Consider the following 19,679-nt stretch of genomic DNA (forward strand, 5'->3'; position numbering starts at 1 on the left):
CGGCAGGTGGCACATCGGGCGTGATGGCATTTGCAACGTTGCTATTCTGTCCCGTTCCGCTGGCATTAGTGGCCCGGATTCGGTAATAATACCGGGTATTGGGTGTCAGGCCGTTGTCGGTATAACTCGTTATTGAACCTGATACGGTCGTAACCGAATTCCAGTTACTTGTTCCGTCCAGGCTGCGTTCGATTATGATACTGGCCGCATTAGGAATGGCGCTCCAGCTTAGGCTGATCTGTGTAGTAGATGTCGCCGTGGCTTTCAGATCCTGAGCCGCAATAGGTGGTCCGGTGGGTGTGGTTACGTCAACCACATTGGATGGTCCCGACGAACCAGCTCCGTTCACGGCCCGAACCCGGTAGTAATAATGCGTTTGCGGAGCCACACTCTGGTCGGTGTAGGTAGTTGCATTTTGCCCCGCATCGCCAATCTTATTCCAGCTCGTGCCGTCTGGGCTACGGTCAATCTGGAACCCTGTTTCATTGCCGGAAAGATCTGCCCATTGCAGACTCACCTGATTGTAAGTAAAGGAAGTAACAGTAAGTCGGGCCGGATCAGCAGGCGGCACATCGGGCGTAATCGCATTCACAACGCCGGAGTAATCGCCGGGCGTACCCGCACTGTTCAGCGCCCGAACGCGATAGTAATAGCGGGTGTTGGGGGTTCGGCCATTATCGACAAACGTAGTGGCTGTAGCAGGGGAGGGGCCGATCTGTTGCCAGCCATCTGTGCCATTCGGGCTTCGTTCGAGTTGATACCCACTGGCCCCGGCAACAGCATCCCACGACAGACTTATCTGCGTAGTAGACGTAGCAACAGCCTTTAGATTTTGCGGAACACCGGCTGGGGGGGCGGGTGTGATTGCACAGGCCGACGGATCGGTATAGCCACTGGCACCGGCGTCATTAACAGCACGCACCCGGTAGCAGTATTGCGTATTGGGCTGAACGCTCTGATCACTGTACGTCTGCGTGTTCGGGCCTACGTCTGCGATTTTAGTATAGGAAGCTGTTGAGCTGCCCGTGGCCCGTTCAATCTCGAAGCGGGATTCGTTGTTACTCAGATCGGCCCATTGCAGATCGATTCGGTTATAGGCAATTGCTTGTGCCTGCATTCGGGCAGGGGCAGTCGGAACGCTCTGAGAGGTGGTTTTACAGACAATGGCCGAATACTCATGCCCACTTTCACCAATACGGTAGCAGTACTCGGTGTTCGACTCCAGACCCGTATCAATAAATTCACCACTATCGGCCAGCCAGTCTTTGATCTTGTCGAAATTGCCCGATTGGCCTTTACGTCGTTCAATGGTAATGCCCGACTCTTTGCCGTAGGGTGTCCAGTTTAGTTTAATCGAACTACTGCTTAGGGTGGTGGCGATTAGGTTTTTGATATTCGTTGGCGATAGCGGGATGGTCTGGCAGGCGGGGCCAGCATAGCCCGACGAACCACCCCCGTTGATGGCTTGTACCCGGTAGCAATACTGCTGGCCGCCCTGAACACCGTTGTCGGTCAGGCTAGGGGTCCGGCTGTACTGAACGGTCTGGTAGAGGCTATACGCTCCGCCCTGTACCGACCGTTCAACCCGGTAGCTCGTGGCTGTGCTGCCAGAGCCATTACTCCAGCTAAGAACGACACTACCATTTTGCAAAATGGCTGTTAGACTGCTTGGCGTTCCGGGTGGCTCCTGAGGGGTAGAAACAGTAAGTACGTTGGAGTAGGTTGTAGTCGCCCCGGTAGCCAATACGGCCCGAACCCGGTAACTATACGTATTCTGACTGGTGACGGATTTGTCCTGATAGGATGGCGTATTGGCTGCTGCTTCGCCAATCTTGATATAGCTGCCGGCTAAACCGAGTCGTTCAATCTCAAACTTGCTTTCGTTGGTCGATTTGTCGTCCCAGGCCAGGTCGATCTGGTTATAGGTAACGGCCGTTTGTCGTAGGTTAGCAGGTGCGTTGGATTGAGCAAACAGATGCGTTGATGCCAATAGCACCAAGATCAGAACGGAAAAATCTATGCGTGATTTCATGGCTATTGGGCATCAATGTTGACGCAGACAGGTTGCTACAATACTCGTTTACTCGACGTAAATGCCTACTGTATCAGGGTTTCGGTTTTGTGATTTCCGGAGGTCTTCGCTTACGATTCGGTAGTAGTACGTTCTCCTGGCGGCTGGACTTTCGTCTGAAAATTGGGTAGCAGTGCGGCTGAGTTCTTTCAGGCGCTGGAAGGGTTGGCCGGTTTCACCCCGATAAACAACTAAGCGTTCAATTGATGGATCGAATGGAGTATCCCATTGGATGAGAATGGATTTTCCGGTTTGGATGGCGCGCAGATTTCGTATGGATGCCAACTGTATTTCGGCGACCGTACAGCCTGCTTCAGGGCTCAAGTCGCTTAGTTGATCAGCTTCGGCCCCAACAGACCGCACAGCGTAACGATAACTCCGGCCCGGCTGAATGGTTGAATCTGCATAGAAATTAGTGGTTGGAGGAATTGGCCGCTTCGTTAACGGTTGCCAATCGGATACGTTACCATCCAGACTGGTTTCTTTTCGATATACCTGGTAGCCCTGAGTCGGTAAGCCGCGCTGAATCATATTTGTCCAGATTAGATGGGCGACTTTGTTATTCCGTAACCGAACCGTCAGATCAGGCGGAGGCTGTATCGTGGATGTACGACCTCGGAACGTAGCACGTTCTGACAGGGCACTGATGTTATACGACGTATTCACTGATGCGGCTGAATAAATCCACAGATCAGATGCCTGGTCAGGGAGCGTATCTGTAACGGTGACAACTGAGTCCCGTTTTAGAATGATTGACCCAACTTGCTGTGGTTTAGGATCGTTGTAGCGGTTCGATCGGTATAGGTAATATCCATATATATTGGCATTAGGCCGGTTCCAGCTTAGCGTTACAACTCTACCCTTTTGCTTACCTACAAAGGCCGTAGGCGGATGGTTGTTCGGATCGACGCCTTCCAGGATACCCGGAACCCGAGCTGATGGGAAGGTTTTTCCATAAACCGTATTAACCACAATGGTATAGAAATAAGTCTTTACCGGATCGACGGCCCGGTCGATGTATACCGTATCGCGTATGCCCATGCTGGTTAATCGCACAAACGTTTTATCGAAATCGTCGCCCCGGAAAATGTCGATGGAGGAAATTTCGCGGGAAGGTGGTACCCGCCAACTGAGCCGTAAGCCACGTTCTTTCGCTACACTCCGTACCCGGAAGTTATAGGCCATGCTGGTGACCTGATTCTGCCGGGCATTATACAGATTATAGACGGGTGATGGCGTGCCTCGGTTGCCCAAATAATCGCCTGGAACGATGTAATACGCGTATGATAATTTATCCGTTACGTTGGCATCAATTACTTTGTAACGCATGCCTCCGGTGGCGGTGCCATTTGGATAAAACGTAGCCGGAATGCGTTCGTAACTACCCTGTAAGTAGTAAGCTCGGTACACCTCCAGCACATCGGGCTGGCGACCGTTGGTTAGCGTATATTCCAATGTGGCGCTGGGGCCGTTGGCGTAAGCTGTATCAATGGCAAAAGTAGAACTGGGATAGCTACCTGGATAGCGAACATTCCGGGTGATGGTTTCGCTCCCTGCCGTGGGTGTGGTTCCAGTGCGGCTATCCAGCCGGGTCAGGCGGTAATCATAGGATGTATTGGCTGTGGCAGTTGCATCCCAGAAGCCTACACCGGCCGCAATCTGGTAGTGTGGTACCGACGAAAAAGCCAGCAGTGAATCAATGGTCTGGGCCGTACGCAGCAGATCGTAGCGAGCCCTGGCTAATGACCGATTAGGAAATTCAATTGGGCCAGCCGGGAGTTGCGTTACAGCTTCGTTGAGCCGGCCTGCAAACTCGTCGTTGTTTCGTGGGAAATAAAGCTCGGCAATAGGCGACCATACATTCTGTCCCGCCACACTACGGTCGAGCCGGTAGCGGAATGTTTTAGGCAGTTGTTTCCCCGCCGATAGATAAATACCAGTACTACCCGGAGAGGCCGTGAGCTGCTGCGCTGCTGCTGTGTAGCTGATAAGCAGGCTAATCAGGCCAAAAAGTAGGGTTATTAGGGAGTTGTACATAATGGTTCACCTAAATGGTTACAGTTTTCGTTAGCACCGCCATTCTCATTGACGAAATCGAAGTCGAACGTTTTCCCCTGTTTGCAGGAGCCAATCCGCACGGCGCCAATGAGCGCTAGTGATTTTGTGACACTAATGCCATCTCCGAGTTTGCAGGGATCGACTTTAGCCGTGAATTCAGCGCCGATAGTTGCTTTAAAGCCAGCTCCTACTGGCGAAACACTTAGTGTTCCGCTCATATCGCCCCACAGATTTACGGTTGCCTTGGCCGACGCGCAAAGGACGCTGACTCCCAGTTCGCCGTAGGCGACGACTCCGGCAGAGAATTGTAGCTGGGTGCTGGGAATGTCCAGTTTTACACTGGCAAAGAGCGACACATCGGCAATGGCCCATACTTTGGCGACGGCGGCATCGAAGCCAATCTCTTTGTGGAAGAGGGTAGCTCCTCCGCCGAGGAAAAAGCCACGAACTTGCGGATCGCTGTTAATCTTGCAGGCCAGGGTGGGGTCTTTCGATGTACCTTTCAGGACGACTATGGCATCTGGTTCGTAGTTGCGCCAGCCAACAGCTACGCCTAGTGAAATGCCCTGAATAGGCGGGGGAATATCAGGCGACATGGCCGAAAAGGCACCGACGACATAGAAACCATTTTTATCGATCAGCATGGAGGCCTGCCCCTTGATGTAAAACGTGCCTAACTTTTGTGGTTTGCCGTCTTTACTGACATCAATACTGCCTCGTAAGGTTCCGGTCGCGAAGTCGAAGGAAAGCACCATGCTGCCCAGTGGCGTATCCAGCTTATCGATCTTCATCCCGTTGTTATCCATGCTGAACTTACCGTTGGCATTATCTCCTGAGCCAAATACGGACATATCGTCCAGCTTGAATTTTCCGTTTTTGTCAACTTGCAGATTACCCCCTTTCGAGGTCAGGCTGTCTACCTTGATCTGATCTTTGCCGAGTTCACTCAGGTGCATATCGCCGTACACCGTGAAAACAGAGAAGTAGGGTTTGTCATTGCCCGTCGCCTTCTTCATCATGGCTTGTTTGTCGTCGTCATTGGGGCCAACGTCGTACAGTTCTCCGATGAATGCGAGCGGAGCCTGCCAGTCAGTTTTGTCGGCCTGTGTTGCCACCGCTCCCACAACATCTACCTTAAAACGCTCGGCATTTGACATTGAAACGGTTTGTTTCAGCACCTGTATCCAGTATGGATTTTGGCTACCCGCGCGGGCACAGAAATAAGCATGAAGTTTTGGCGTAGCTCCCGGCTCTTCTACATCCCCGTCGATGACGATATCGCGGGAGGTAATGCTTAAATTGTTCTGTCCTTGCCGGGCTGTGAACTGCGTATGGCCGCGTCCTTCGAATTGCCACAATCCTTCAATTGGCCGGTAGAGAGCAGCTTGGCCGGTTTGGTATTCTAACTGAAGGCGGGTTGTCGGGATACGAGGGGCATCCTTAACCGTAAAGTCGCCAGCCATCGTTAAAAATCCGTCTCCACTGGTAAAGCCCGCTGGCGAAAAAGCGGCATACGGATTGCCTCGTAGAAAGAACGACTGGCCCGACTGCACCGACAGAATATTCTGGTCGTTGCTAAGCAATTGTATGTAATCGAATGCTACTTCAGTAGGTTTCTCTTTGGTTGGTTTTTTATTGGTACTGGTGGTCAGCAAAGAGTAATCATCGCTACTGGGAAGATTATTCAGTTTTAGAATGCCAGCCGGAGTTTTACCCTGCCCAAAGATGCCGATCTTCCAGTGACCTTCTTTCGATAACCCTACGTCGTAGGTAAACACGGCATCGCCTGGATTAGTAACCTGCAAGGTGGCTACCCCCCCTACATTCAGATTGCCAATAACCGGCTTGCCCATGTTAAACTGGTTGTAGCGAAGAATAAACTCATCGAACGGAATGTCAATACTGCCCGTGCGCATCACAATCCGGTTTAGCTTAGCCTCCGGGTCCTGAGCCGTGATGCCGCCTTCTTTTGGATCGAGTTTCCAGCTTTTTACCTGTAGCTTCCATTTTTCAAACTGTAACTCAAGTGGTGCAGTACCATCTTTAGGCTTAATTTCCTTCTCGTCGAGCACCACCTCATCGATATCTACCGTGAACTTATCGGGCTGCGCGTTCTGAATATTGAAATTCATACGGATGTTCAGGTGGAACTGCTTATCGGCAGGGTCGATATACGAACCAATCGGTAAAGCCCGGGCTGGTACTTGTACAAAGGAGAAGTTTACGCTGCCTCCGGCTCGGTCGGTGAGGAAATATTTGGCGGGAGCAGACGCTTTCGGATTAGGGGCATTGGCCTGGAAACCAGCATCGGTGGTAGAGGCTGTTAGTACATTGATCAGGTTGTCGACAATATAATTGCTGGCATCATCTACATCAGACTTATTATTTGGGGATGCGTTGGCCGACGCTTTCACCGAGTTGGCTAAGTAAAAGTTTTCATTGTTCTTTCCGTCAAAACTTAGGTACGTGCTCGGGTAATTAAACGAATTATCAACCACCTGTACTCGGCCATTCAGTTGCCCCCGACCGCTACCGTCAGCCGTCAGATGAAGTGGCTGTGGCGTATCGAGTGTGCTCTTGCTATCGGCAACACGCACATTATACCGATCCACATACCGGAATTTTAGAGCCGCTACTCCTTCCAGTTCAATGTCGTTGCTGACGGGCACCGCTATTTTCTGGCCGTTGGCATCGACTATTTTGTAGGGTATTTTGCGGATGCGTGTTACTTCGCTGCCAGGTAACCAGCCAAAACCCGTTTGTCCGGCTTTGAGATTGACCTGTCCTGTCACTTCCAGTGTGCCATCTGATTTTGTTGTCAGGTCTTCTACCGTAAGCGGGAAGCCCAAAACACTCTTCACCAGTGCGCCATTGAAAGAGGTCAGTGCAAAGTCAGTGGTAGCCTTGCCATTGACTAACGTAACGGTTTTCGTTTGACCAACAATGGTTTTGCCAGGCAGACTAAGGGTAGCTCGCAACGTAACGGGGCCGCTTGTGACGGGTATTCCACGCAGGACATAGTAGCCAATTTGAGTTGTTTTGCCATCCGCCGAAAACGTTTGGATCAGGTTATCCCCAACGGTCTGATCAGCATTGGTACTGCCACCGGCTGTCAGCGAAACGGGCTGGTCGGAGAGGGCGTTCTGGTAATCGAGATAGACGCGGGCATTGGCTATGGGCTGCCCATCGAGTGTGACTTTACCGTCGACGAACGCGCCGAGCTTCATACCTACTTTGTACGTAATGTACCCCTTCGACTCTGAGTTCTGTATCTCAAAAACCTGCGGAATGTAGTTGAGCGTAGAGGGCCCGGTCACTTTTACCGTAAAATTAGTAACCGAGATATTCTCAAAATCGAACTCGGCTTTGCCAGCCTGGGTAGGCTGAGGCTTCAGGTCGTTGAGTTGGACGGTTACGTTCGATAGCAGGTTGTTGGCGGTAAACGATGAACCTGCATACGTCTCGACGCGAATGCGGTGCTTAACGCGTTTCATGGTCAGCGTGCCGAGCGGTTTAGTGCCACTGGCTGGCAGGTCATTTAGCGTAAGCGTATCAGGGAAATAGCCGAGATCGCGAGGTTCTACAATGATCTTTTCGGTTTTCGAACTCGCTACCGCCACGGTGAAACTGCCATCGGGTTCCGTCTCAAATACAGCGTTGTCGGTCATTCGATGGATGAAGCTCGGCAGGCCTATTAGGGTGCTACTTTCAGCAATTGTACCATCGACGTTTTTAACCATCTTGGGCCCCTGTACTTTGCCCGTTAATGTGACATTTGGCTGTAAAGGCACATTGATTAAGTACTGATCGCCAATGGAGTGGATGCTTCCTGTCACGATTACGGCGGCCGCTGTGTCAACATGGTAGCCGGGGACAGTAACAGAAATGCCATACTGTCGTGTTTCTTTTGCGCTTTTATCGAAGCCCAGATCGGTGGCCATTATTTCTAAATAGCCGTTGGCATCGGTCGGTATCTTATCTAAAACGACGTTGTTTATGGTCTGCTGTCCATTAGAAGCCGTCTTCGCATTGTTGACCCGAACGTTGCCTTTAATGCCTTTCTTGGTCGTCCGGTCAACCAGGCGGACTATCAGTCGAGACGGCCCATCCACAATCTTTATCGTGTTATCATAATCCTTGATAACGGCCTGAAAATAATTGATGTCATCTTCTTTGGGCATGACATAGTAGCTATAAGGGACCCCTGCTATAGAGTTGTATCCATAGCCATACCAATCCTCCGTTTTTCCACCTACGTCGAGCAGTCGGGCATCCGTCGCTTTGAATACGCCGAACTCATCGGTATAGCCATCTGCTACCCAGGATACCGGATCTGACGAAGGAAATGGCTGGCCAAACTGTACCGACGATTTTGAGGAAAAGGGCAGTGGCTGGTATCGATTTTTTCCGTCTCCTTCCTGTTCTGGTCGGTACCCGTTCAAGGTTGGTGCTTTAAAAATGACGACCCGTGCACCTTTTACAGGCTGCCCGTCGGCGTAGCGAATTACTTTCGAAATTCTGCCTTTTCCGCCAACAACCGTAGATACACATTCGCCCAGCGACTGACTTTCAAAGGCCTGTACGATAATATTGCTTTTGGGCGTGGTATAGATGTTTGTCGGTAGTTCGATGTAGAAACTACGATATAGGTCTACTACATCGCCGTCGGCACTCTCGTCCCATTCTGTTATCCAGTCGTCAGAAGCAGACGGGCCACCTTTACTGCTTTTATTAACCTGCTGCTTCGTCGAATTAGTGGTATTCGTTGTAATCGGAGAAAAGGCTTTAGCTGCGTTAAAATCAGTGGTCTGAAAATTAGACTGGTAGTTGGCCATGTTACTGTTCATGGCTTCCTGAACCGAATTGGTCATATTAACAGACTCAAGGCTCCCGTAGCTGTAGACGTCATGCTGACTGGCGGTTTTATTCGACCAGATATCGGGATTGCCTACTTCGTTAAATAATTTTTGCCCCAGTTGTTTACCCGCTACGCCAGTCGTCTTTTGCCCACCCGCTACAACTTCCTTATCGGGTATGCAAGGCCCCTTTTGTTCTGGACCGATTTTTACTTTGAAGCTACCCTTTTGAGAAATGTTGATCACATTATCGATGGAGAAGTTTCCGGTTGCGTCGGTCTTCCCGGTAGCGGCTACAAAACCATCGTCTGATGAGATTGGCTGAGCTGTTTTGCCATCTGCTCCCAGCACAGTAAGGGTGCGACTATAATAGTAATTGCACACTTTACCACTGGGCAATGTTTCTTTCTCCCAGTGAGGTTTGTATTGATCGGGAATCCCGGAAAAGCCAACCCGGATGGAGAACGGCATGTTTCCCATGACAAACTTCTGCGATTCGCCCGGCCAGGTATACACCAGTCGGCCGGTAAGCTTCGACATGGGCGGGAGTAAGGATCGTAAGCCGTAGTTCGCCGTAAAATCGAAATACGTTTGCCCGAGTTTTACGTCAGCCTGTTTATTACCCGTTTTTACGGACAACCCTACCTGTATTCCAGATAATGAAGTCGGCGGTACAACAAACGCAATTTTATCAATAGGGGCCGCAAAAATGGCGTTTGGATCATCGGCGATGTAATCTTTTGACTGATACCCCCCCGCATACAGTTTTCCGTCTTTAACGGTCGTGGATGAATAGCCAATCCCCGCTGAGGTAATCGTACTTTGGTCTCCCGTGTAGAAGTATTGTACCTGAATGCCGGGTGCAATGCCCTTTTTAGGATCAGGCTTTGCCATCAGATAATAGTCATCGCCGGGATTTATTTGCCCCAGGAGCCGCTCGAACCTGACAAAGGCCTGCTGCTTGCCATTGAGGTCGGTTTCCAGGCTCGTAACACCCTGGGCTACCAATACGGCTCCCTGCGCCATATCGTCCAGCTTCTTCTGTCCAATTTGCCCTTCCACCGCCGGAATCCAGTTCGGTTTCGATTTACGGAACAGGTACATCTCAATACCCGACAGGGGTTCACGTTGAGTATTATCTACAGCGTAACCGACCGATTTTTCGTACACCTGTGTATTCGGCCCCCCTGCATTTAATCCACCCGTTTGCTGCCCATTATTAAACTGCTGTTTTACCGCATACACCGAATTGAACACCTTGCTGACGTTTACGCGCAACGAATAGCCATAGGCTGTCACTTTTACATTACCTGCATTCGCCGTTGAATCGCCTGTCGTATACGAGAAAGAAAACGGATTTTTGGGATTTTGATAGTACTTACTGGGTAAACTAAGCTGATACGAGAGCTGGGTTTGTGTAACAGCTGTCGTAGTGGTACTTATGGGTTTACCGTTGGCCCCAACTTTTTGTTTGCTGTTTGACTGCTGCTCGCTGGCGCCCAAAGCTATCCCTTGCGCCATCAGGGTAGGCACGTCTTCCCAAGGGATAGGTACTTCAAACAAACCATTGGCGTCGGTTTTCCCGTAGTACATTTGCGGAGCTGATCCAGGTGTGCTGGGGGCTTGTTTAGCCGGAACAAACGTCAATTTTACATCCGTATTATTCGCCGGAAAATCTTCTGCCTTGCCATTATCGAACCGATAGCGAAGTACACCCCGTACGATAAGGCCTTTTTTGTTTGGCTCTTTCTGAACCAGATTGAAAGGACAGGCAAGGGAGGTCAGTAAATCCGTTGACGGAAGCTTCATTTGGGCCAGCGTATTTGCGGGCAGTACCATGCTCACCTTATACACATATGCCGTACCGTATTTGAGTCGTTTGTCAATTCCCTTGGCAGCATCAACGAGCTGAGGGCTAACCGGGTCAAAGCTGATAAACTCTTTATTTGTGTCAAATTTCGAGACAATCGTTCCGGTTTTGGCATCGATGATTTGGACCTGGTAACCTGCGCCAGGAATTGTACTCAGTAATTTGCGGGCCGACGAATCAGATGTATAGGCGTTGAGTGATTTTGCCAGTGCTACCATGAAGCTTACCTCTGGCGCCCAATTCAACGTAATTTCCTGCCCATCGCCCACGGCATAAACTGCCGGTTTTGCGTTCAGCTCAATACAGGGTACGTTAACGGCCCGCTTGCCAGTTGAGGTTTTCATGGCAACCGCTGTGGCTCCGGCTGGGGGAGTAATGGTCGTTGAATCGACGATTTGCGGAAGGACTTTTGTGGGCGTTTGAACTAACTCAGCGCCGGGTTTGACCAGTTCTTTAGGGATAATACCATACGTAAATGCACATACCGGACTCTTGCCATCGTTCTGAAAATGCAATTTCCCCGAACGGTCGATGGCCTGTATGCGCCAGGCGTAGCGTTTACCAACGGTCAATGGCGGCTGCGTAGGGCCATATAGAAAGGTACTGGTGCGCAGGTTCCGTACGTCGATGCCAGATTTGGGCAACGTAACAGCGTCAATCAATACATTGGGATCTACATCTATCTGGGGTAGTTCAACCACTCGAAGGATATACTCAACCGATGCGGGCGAAACACCAACGGGAGGTGTCCAGGTAAACACAACAGCCTGCGGAGTCGTAGCCGTTACGTTGGCGTCGCAGAGGGGCGAAATCAGGATAGGGGGATCTACCGACCGAACCACAATCGGTGCCGAACAACCCAGCGGAAATTCAGCCGATAAAGCCTGACCAAAGGCGGTGGCTGCTGTATTGGTAGCCGTTTCGTTGTATGCCCGGATACAGAGTTGATACGTTCCGTCGGGGAGGGGCAACCCTCGTGCCAGCAGGTTTTTGTTGATACCCGTCACCTCCACCTGGTTCAGATCGAACAGCCCTTCCAGATCGTTACGTGAGAGTAAGGTCTGGCCGGGCGGAATGGTAACCGGGCGGGGTGGGCGGTAGTTGGGCGACGTTTTGATTTCGATGCCGTTGTCGCCCGTAAGCTGGCCTGTCAACCGAATCTGATAGGCACTCCGGCTGGTGTTGATGATAAATACCCGCACCTGCTGACCGGCTCCGGGATAATCCTGAAGATAGGCGCTGTAAGGTGGCATCACACTCACCTGAACCTGTAGCGGGAACGTTTGGGCAAAAGCAGTATGTACCGCAACGAACGCTACGATGAATACAACGAACGCCAGGCATCGTTGCGCTCGTTGCAAAATACTCCGCCCCCGTTGTGTTTTATCGAATTTAAAAAGAGATACCATAACCTAGATTGCCTCTGAGTTCGTTGAAGGTTTGTGTCTGTATACCCGTATTGGAGTTCAGGTAGTTGAGCGATGCGTTGACGGTCTGTCGTTTCGCAATCTGGTAACTGCCATTGACCGAAGCCGTCAGTACCTTACCCGTTACGCCCGATTGCTGGTTGATCAGGTAACTGGCGTTGAATGAGGTCGATAGTTTTTTCTGTAGAAAGGACTGGGTTGCTCCGAGCGTAGGACCAAAGAAGCGAACAGTTTGGTTGGTATCACCTACGGCTATGGGCAACTGCGTTTGCGTGTATGAGAGCATCCCGTTGAAGCCCCAGCCGGTAGTGGTTTGCTGGTAGAAATAGCCCAGGTTCAGGTTGAGGTTGTTGTTTTCGGTCTGGCTGGCGGTAGTGGCATTCAGGTCGCTCAGTTTCTGGTAGGTGGTTGTCAGGGTAAAAACCTGCGCTACATCTTCCGTTTGCAGCGTATAGCGGGTATTGACCGTTGCCGACAGATTATTCTGCGCCAGTCGGAGTGTGTCGATGACTGGCCGAAGACCCGCCTGCTGGCTAATGCCGTAATTGGAAAGCTGTACATCGATACCGAAAGCCGTTGCCGGGTTGTACGAAACCACCAGCGAGCCAATAGTACGGCCCGTGCGGGCGTTTTTGTTATTCTCCAGATTGTCGTATTGAATACCGTAACTTCCAGATAGCCGCAGTTTACCTTCCAGCAGCGACAGGTTTGGGGCAATGGCGTAACTCTCGATGTCGCTCTGGAAGTAATAAGCGCCCATTGTCTGAAAGTTGGGGTCAATGCGCTTGTATTGAAGCTTGATGCCCGCCGTTTTGCCCTGGTAGCCAATGGCTGCCTGAGTTGCCTGGGTCAGTTGGGTCGACAGGCGAGGGGTAATGAGTTTGCCGAACAAGCGCGTGATGGCATTACTCCCTTCGGCCGAAACCAGTGTGCTCCGAACATCGCGGGTATAGGCACTAACGGCCCCGTCGAGTTCTATGGTGATGTGTTTTAGAATCAGCAGACGGCTGGTCAGGCCGACAACCAGGTTTTCGGCAGGTGTAACGGTTTGAGAAACGGATTGAGGGGCTGAGGTGATCGAAGCCGAATCATCTTTGGCCCGAAGCATGATCAGATCGACGTAATTGCCGGGTTTTCCATACCCAACTTTTAACGCATACCCTGTACGTTGATAAGCGGGAATAATGTCGGGTTCGGCCAGGTTGGTTGAGATCGCTTTGTTGAATCGTCCATATACAGCTCCCAGGCGAAGTTTACCCGGATTTAGTTCGACCCCCCCGCCCAGAAAGGTATGTCCGGCCAGAGTAAAAGGCGAAAACGAAACATTCCGATAACCCGCGTGGGCAGTGATCCATTTGTAGGTTGGCGACACACCGAACTGGTTGAACGGTTGCCGGAAACTACTGCCCTGATTGCCCAGCACGGCCGAGAAAGGCAGCGATATACCACCGGGCAACGCAACAGTCACCGAGCCACTTAATCCGAAAGGAGAGGGTTGGTTGCGGGCGGCAATGCCACTGGCTGTATAAAACCCCGCGTAGGCATTCAATCCTCCCGACACGTTTACAGGCAGGGATTTCGTCGTAGGGGCATCGGTTTGTGCCAATGCTACCTTACTCAGCCAGAACCCGAAAAAGAGAAGAAGTAAAGTTGGACGCATGAGCTGACGAGATGGTCAAAAAACTTGTATCAAAGCTAGTTTTGCCTGCTGCGCCAATCAATCGGATAAATGTATGATAGGGATACTACGCGATGAATAGTCTTGTTTGTATTGTGCTGATAGTCAAATATTTGTGTTTTTGGGCTGGTGCTTTGTTGAATTGATTAATGCGTATTTTTACGCATACCGGCATGCGCTGAAGGGATAAACAAACAGCCCGATCTGAAGACCGGGCTGCTGGGTGGATAGAAAGCTAATACGCTATGTGGCTTCGTTACTTCTTCACGATTGCCTTGGCCGGTTGAAAATCGGGGTGGCCCGCCTGCCAGAGCGCGAACGCATACATGTTGGCGAAGTTGCGGAAGGTTACGGCTTTGTCTTCTGTGAAATGGCCATTGTCGTAATTGACTTGCAGAACTACAGGTTTGCCGGAGGTACTGGCGTTTTGTAACGCAGCGGCAAACTTACCCGGCTGCCAGGCAATAACGCGCGGATCGTTCATCCCTCCGATGCACATCACCGCCGGATACCTGGTCCCTTCTTTCACATGGTTGAAGGCATCCATTTCGTAGAGCGCCATGCACTGAACTGAATCCTTTACGGTGCCGAACTCGGGTGCATTGACGGGGCCATTGGGTGAGTCTTCCATACGAAGGGCATTAGAGCAGCTTACGTTGCTGATGGCAGCGGCAAACAGATCGGGTCGCTCGGTGATGGCCCGGCCAATAAGAATCCCTCCTGCCGACGTGCCTTCACCAATGAGGTGTTGCGGGCTTGTGTATTTGTGTTTAACGAGGTATTCACCACTCGAAATGAAATCCTTCCAGGTGTTGGGCTTGGTTGTCTGAAAACCTGCCCGATACCATTTCTGCCCTTTTTCGGAGCCCCCACGCGGATGGGTTTCGGCGATGATGACGCCCTGATTCAGCAGGGCCAGAATCCGCCTGCTAAAATAAGGGGTGGCCGATATGCCGTAGGCACCATAGCCGGTCATAAAACAGACCGCGCTGCCATCGCGCTTAAGTCCTTTTCGATAGACCAGCGAGAGCGGTATCATCACCCCATCATGCCCCGGAATTTCGAGCTCTTCAACCACCAGATCAGCCACGCCTGGATAGTTGGGCTGTACATCGAAGGTACTAACCGCTATTTTCCGGGTGGATGGGTCAAAGTCGTAGGCAGTACCAGGGTTATTCCAGGAGGTTATGTAGGCGAATACCTCATTGCTACCTGCAGCGTCGTAGGGTTCAATACCAGTAGTGCCTGTGCCTGGGATGGGTACATCGGCCCATTGTTTCGTGCTGGGATTATACTGCCGGATTTTCTCGTTGATGCCATCACTCAACGTGACGAACAAAAAGTCTTTCGTTGCTATAATCCGGGTAATATTCCGTTGGCTTTCAGGGAGCAGAACGGTCGCCTTCGCCAGATTTGGATTGCTCGCGTCCGTTTCCAGAATTTGGCCATTCGGTGCATTTTTGACACTCAGCAAGTACAGTCGATTGCCAATCTTGTAAAAATCGTTGATGCTGTCGGAGGGGGCAGCTACACGTTTCCAGCCAATAGCCGATTTCGTAAGATCGGCTGGAGACGTCATCCAGGCATCAAGCCGCCGATCTACTGACGACAGGACGCCATAGACCTGCGTATAATCACCCGAAAAATACATAATCGGGTATTGGTCGGGCCGAATGCCCATGTCGGGGTTTTTAGCACGTGACCATAATTCAGGGTCGCTGCCGGGGCTGGTGCCTAGTTTGTGTAATCGGGCTTTGGTATCGAGGTTGCCTTTAGGGTCCTTGGGGTCGTTCGAATTTTGAGGAGTGTATAGGAAGCCACTGTTGTCGGGCAACCAGTCGATGCCTCCGCCAAAAACAGCCGTGATGCTTTCGGGGCGGAAGGTTTTGGTGGCTACGTCCATGGTTCGTAAGGTCGACAGTTCGGCACCGCCTTCCTGTAGACCAATGACCAGAAGTTTTCCGTCTGGGCTAGGGGTAAAGGCGCTCATGGCGTAGGTTTTGCCCTGACTCGATGCCGTTGGATCGAAGATCAGTTTTTCGGGCCCGGTTTTTCCTTCGCGGCAGTAGAGTTTACCGACGTTTTCGTTAGGAAGGGTTTTGCGATAGAAATAGGTGTTTCCTCGTTTCCTGATTTCACCATATCGGATGGGGAGCCGTTTATCATAGTCCACAAAGGTCTGAATGAGCTTGTCGCGACCGGGAATCTGCGCCAGCATGGCGTTGGTGTAATCGCCCTGGGCCTTGAACCAGTCCTTGACTTCAGCACTGCTCATATCTTCGAGCCAGCGATAATTGTCAATGATTTTTTTACCAAAATATGTGTCCGTAACGGGTCTTTTGGGCGTAGCCGGTAGACTCGTGTTAACGGATACCTGCGCCTGTACCGTCAGACTGACAAACAGAGATACAATCGTATACAAAGAAATCTTCATGGTGAACAATTGGTTAGAGGTCAGCTAGTTATACGTATAATAAACATAGCCTGATTCGCTACGTATACTACTATAGTGTCGGCCATTTTGAGTGAACGGCAATTCATCGGCTCGATAGCAGCTCGTTCTACGCTGATATTTATTTAAACAGCCCCGTTTTCAGGGCTTTGGCTACCGCTTCGGATTTGGAGTTGACGTGCAGTTTTTCGTAGATATTGACAATGTGCGTGCGAACCGTACCCATGCTGATATCGCAGTGGTGAGCGATGAGTTTGTAGCTGTCGCCTTCTACCAGTCGTTTTAAGACTTCTTTTTCTTTATCCGTGAGCGAAAAGTCGGTCGGTTTGGGCTGCTGGAAAGCCTGTAGTACTTTTAGAGCGATGGAAGGGGTCATAGCCGCTCCGCCAGACATGACTTCACGAATCGCGTCGATGATTTTGTCGGCGGGGGTTTTCTTGAGCAGGTAGCCAACTGCTCCGGCAGAGATCGCTGCAAAAATTCGTTCGACATCTTCAAAGACGGTGAGCATCAGGATTTTCGGACGGGTGGTCTGCTCGCGGATGAGCTGTACGGCTTCGATTCCCGTTCGGCCCGGCATATCGATATCCATCAGAATGACATCCGGCTGGGTATGATTCACCACCTCTACAGCCTTGAGCGCATTGGGGTATTGCCCCGTTACAATCAGATCGTCGGTAGCTTCGAAAATCAGCGCGAGGGTTTCCCGCAGTGAGTCATTATCGTCGAAAATAGACACTCGAATCATAGGCCTAAATAGCTTCTACAGGTACTTTAAAGGTACCATTGGTCAGTACAACTTCTTTTTTTTGCTGGAGATTATAGACTTTCATTGAAAAGGTACCTTCGACTGTAGCTCCATCAAATTTTGTTACGGTAACCGTACCGGTTCGTCCTTCTTTATTAGAATAGGTCGTATTGGTTTTCACATCTACATAACTCCCTGTGCTTCCCGTTTTGCTAATATCAACCAGTGTAATTGTACCGGGGCCTGTTAGTTTTTCGAGTGTAAAGCCCATCATGTGCACACTGTTATAGCCAACCAGTGTTAGGTCTTTGGTCGTTTTGTTATAGGTCGATGTTGCTTGTTCGGATGTAAACGATTGACCGTCTACTGAAGCAGTTACCATGCCTTTGCTGGCTGGTGTAACACTACTATCTTCCTTCTTACTACAAGCTAGTGAACTGGCAACCAGGGCAAGCATCCAGACTAATTTGTGCGTTTTCATACGATAAGCTTGTGCGTTGAGAAGTAATCCGGGCAGGTTCCTTAGCCGCCGTTACTTACTCAACAAAAGTAGCTTGTCGGCCTATGCTGAAAAATCGGATAAATGTATGATTCTCACGGGTTCATAATCAGTTGTAAGCGAGTGCCCTGCCCAGGTGTTGATTGTACGGCTAATGTGCCGCCCATAGCCAGGGCCCGCTGTTTCATACTACTCTGTCCTGTTCGTTGACTGGCTAGAGCCGTGTCAAATCCTCGTCCATTATCTTCAATCAGTACCATAAGCTGATCGTTCTGAAGCTCAAATCGTAGGGTCGCCTGGGTTGCCTGTGAGTATTTGATTAGATTATTAATCGCTTCTTTGCCAATCAGATACAGGTTTCGACGTACTTCCATCGAAACGGGATAATGGTCCAGCGAGGAGTCAGCCGAGAAGTGCAAAACAATTCCTTTGGATTCCATCAGGGGCTGGGCGTATTCCTGTAGGCGTAGGGCAATGCGGTGCAAGGAGTCATTACCGGGATTGATGGTCCAGATAATTTCATCGATGGCTTCGAGGATATGACGAGCGTCGGTGTAAATTTTCTGGACGGTTTTCTGGGCTTGTTCCGGTTTATTCTGACGGAGCAGCGTATCGGTATGGCCACTGAGCATGGAGATACTCGATAAGGTACTACCCACCTCATCATGGAGGTCGTGGGCAATCTGCTGGCGTAGCGTTTGGGCTTCCTGAAGTCGCCGGACTTTGGCCCGGTTCAGGAGCCAGGCCGACAAAAGTACGCCAAGAATCAGTACTAAAAGGCCACCAATCAGGAACGCATTACGTTGAAATTGAGCGCTTTGCTTCTGTTCATTTAATAACTTCACCTGCGCATCCCGTTTCTCGGTTTCGGCTTTGGTCAGTAAATCACGCGTTTTCTGGGTAGCCTTATAGGAAAACAGTGAATCGTTCAGTTTACTAAAAGTCATCTGGAAGTGATAGGCCTTGTCGTACTGATGCAGTTTTGCATACACTTTCGATAATCCTTCGCTGGCATCCAGTTCATCGAGTGGCTCCTTTAATTGTTGGGCAATTTTCAAGCTTTTCAGGAAATAGGGTTCTGCCTGACGGTAGTTTTGATGGGTTAGATAGTGTTGTCCCAGTGCAAAACTGACATTTAGCCTATCCATATCGTGTGCTCTGAAACTCGTTCCCTGAGTATACTGCTCCGCTAATTTGAGGGCGCGCAATGCATTGGCAGGTTGATTAAGTTGGTTATAGCAATCACCAATATTTAAATAGATATTGATTTTCCAGGATTTGAATAGAAGCTGATCCGTGTAGGGAAGTATTTTGACTAGGTGATTTATAGCCTCTTTATAGTTATGCTGACGTTTGAGTAATGCCGTCATAGTGCCTTCTGCCCAGAATATCATCATTTTATTCTGGTCGTGGTAAGCAATAGCATATGCTTTTTGAGCATAGTCGTCTCGCTCTTTACTCCGGCCTAATATTCCCATAATCTCACTAACACCCAGATAAGCACGGGTAACATTGTTCGTCAGGCGATACTGCTCGGTGAGCCGAATTGACGCTAAGAAATAGGTAAGCGCAGGTTCATGTTGATGACTGAAATAGCAGGCTTCGCCAATCCCCGTTAACGCCAGAAGTAATTCCGCAGGAGGTAAATGATTTCTGATTATGATCTGCCGCGCTTTCTCGAAATACGCCTTTGCCTTAGGAAGATGTGTACTTCCCGGACGTAACATGTAAACATTGCCAAAATGGGAATACACCTGTTGCAAACCCATAGCATCGTGTAAACGTACCGCTAAAACTTCAGTACGCTTGAGCAGCGAATCGGCTTTATCCAACTCTCTGATTCTATAGAGCCATTGAGCGTATTGGCAAGCGGCCCGGACATTAACGGTGTCTTGTTTAGCCGTTTGCAGGAAACGTCGTAACGAATCAGCACCACTCACGGTGTATACCTGGCCCTTACAGGTAAGAATCGTCAGAAGAACGACCAGGCCACACAATAGGTGCCGATTTCGTTTCATTG

General features: G+C 50.3%; 8 protein-coding genes. All 8 read right to left on the minus strand.

The annotated features are described in order from the left end of the window. Positions 1-2,032, minus strand: a 2,032-nt coding sequence (locus BGO59_RS16105) for a fibronectin type III domain-containing protein (RefSeq protein WP_293684651.1), incomplete at its 3' end; no start/stop codon positions are given. A 48-nt stretch (positions 2,033-2,080) separates the two neighbouring features. After that, a complete protein-coding gene (locus BGO59_RS16110; RefSeq protein ID WP_293684652.1) occupies positions 2,081-4,108 on the minus strand; it encodes a hypothetical protein in 2,028 nt (675 codons plus the stop codon). Then, positions 4,093-12,264, minus strand: coding sequence for a hypothetical protein (locus BGO59_RS16115; RefSeq protein WP_293684653.1), 8,172 nt, complete (start codon positions 12,262-12,264; stop codon positions 4,093-4,095). The genes BGO59_RS16110 and BGO59_RS16115 overlap by 16 nt, the downstream gene beginning before the upstream one ends. Continuing rightward, positions 12,248-13,942, minus strand: a complete 1,695-nt coding sequence (locus BGO59_RS16120) for a hypothetical protein (protein WP_293684654.1) — start codon at positions 13,940-13,942, stop codon at positions 12,248-12,250. Before BGO59_RS16120 ends, BGO59_RS16115 begins: the two co-directional genes overlap by 17 nt. Before the next feature lie 274 nt (positions 13,943-14,216). Beyond that, positions 14,217-16,394, minus strand: a complete 2,178-nt coding sequence (locus BGO59_RS16125) for a prolyl oligopeptidase family serine peptidase (RefSeq protein WP_293684655.1) — start codon at positions 16,392-16,394, stop codon at positions 14,217-14,219. Between the two features lie 139 nt (positions 16,395-16,533). Next, the gene (locus BGO59_RS16130) at positions 16,534-17,160 is read right to left on the minus strand and encodes a response regulator transcription factor (protein WP_293684656.1); all 627 of its coding nucleotides are present in this window, start codon (positions 17,158-17,160) and stop codon (positions 16,534-16,536) included. Positions 17,161-17,164: 4 nt separating this feature from the next. Beyond that, positions 17,165-17,641 carry a DUF6252 family protein gene (locus BGO59_RS16135; protein ID WP_293684657.1) on the minus strand — a complete coding sequence of 159 codons (477 nt, stop codon included), beginning with the start codon at positions 17,639-17,641 and terminating at the stop codon, positions 17,165-17,167. 113 nt (positions 17,642-17,754) lie between these two features. Beyond that, positions 17,755-19,677 carry a tetratricopeptide repeat-containing sensor histidine kinase gene (locus BGO59_RS16140; RefSeq protein ID WP_293684658.1) on the minus strand — a complete coding sequence of 641 codons (1,923 nt, stop codon included), beginning with the start codon at positions 19,675-19,677 and terminating at the stop codon, positions 17,755-17,757. Positions 19,678-19,679 lie beyond the last annotated feature (2 nt).

The sequence above is a fragment of the Spirosoma sp. 48-14 genome (genome assembly GCF_001898575.1).
Lineage (GTDB): Bacteria > Bacteroidota > Bacteroidia > Cytophagales > Spirosomataceae > Spirosoma.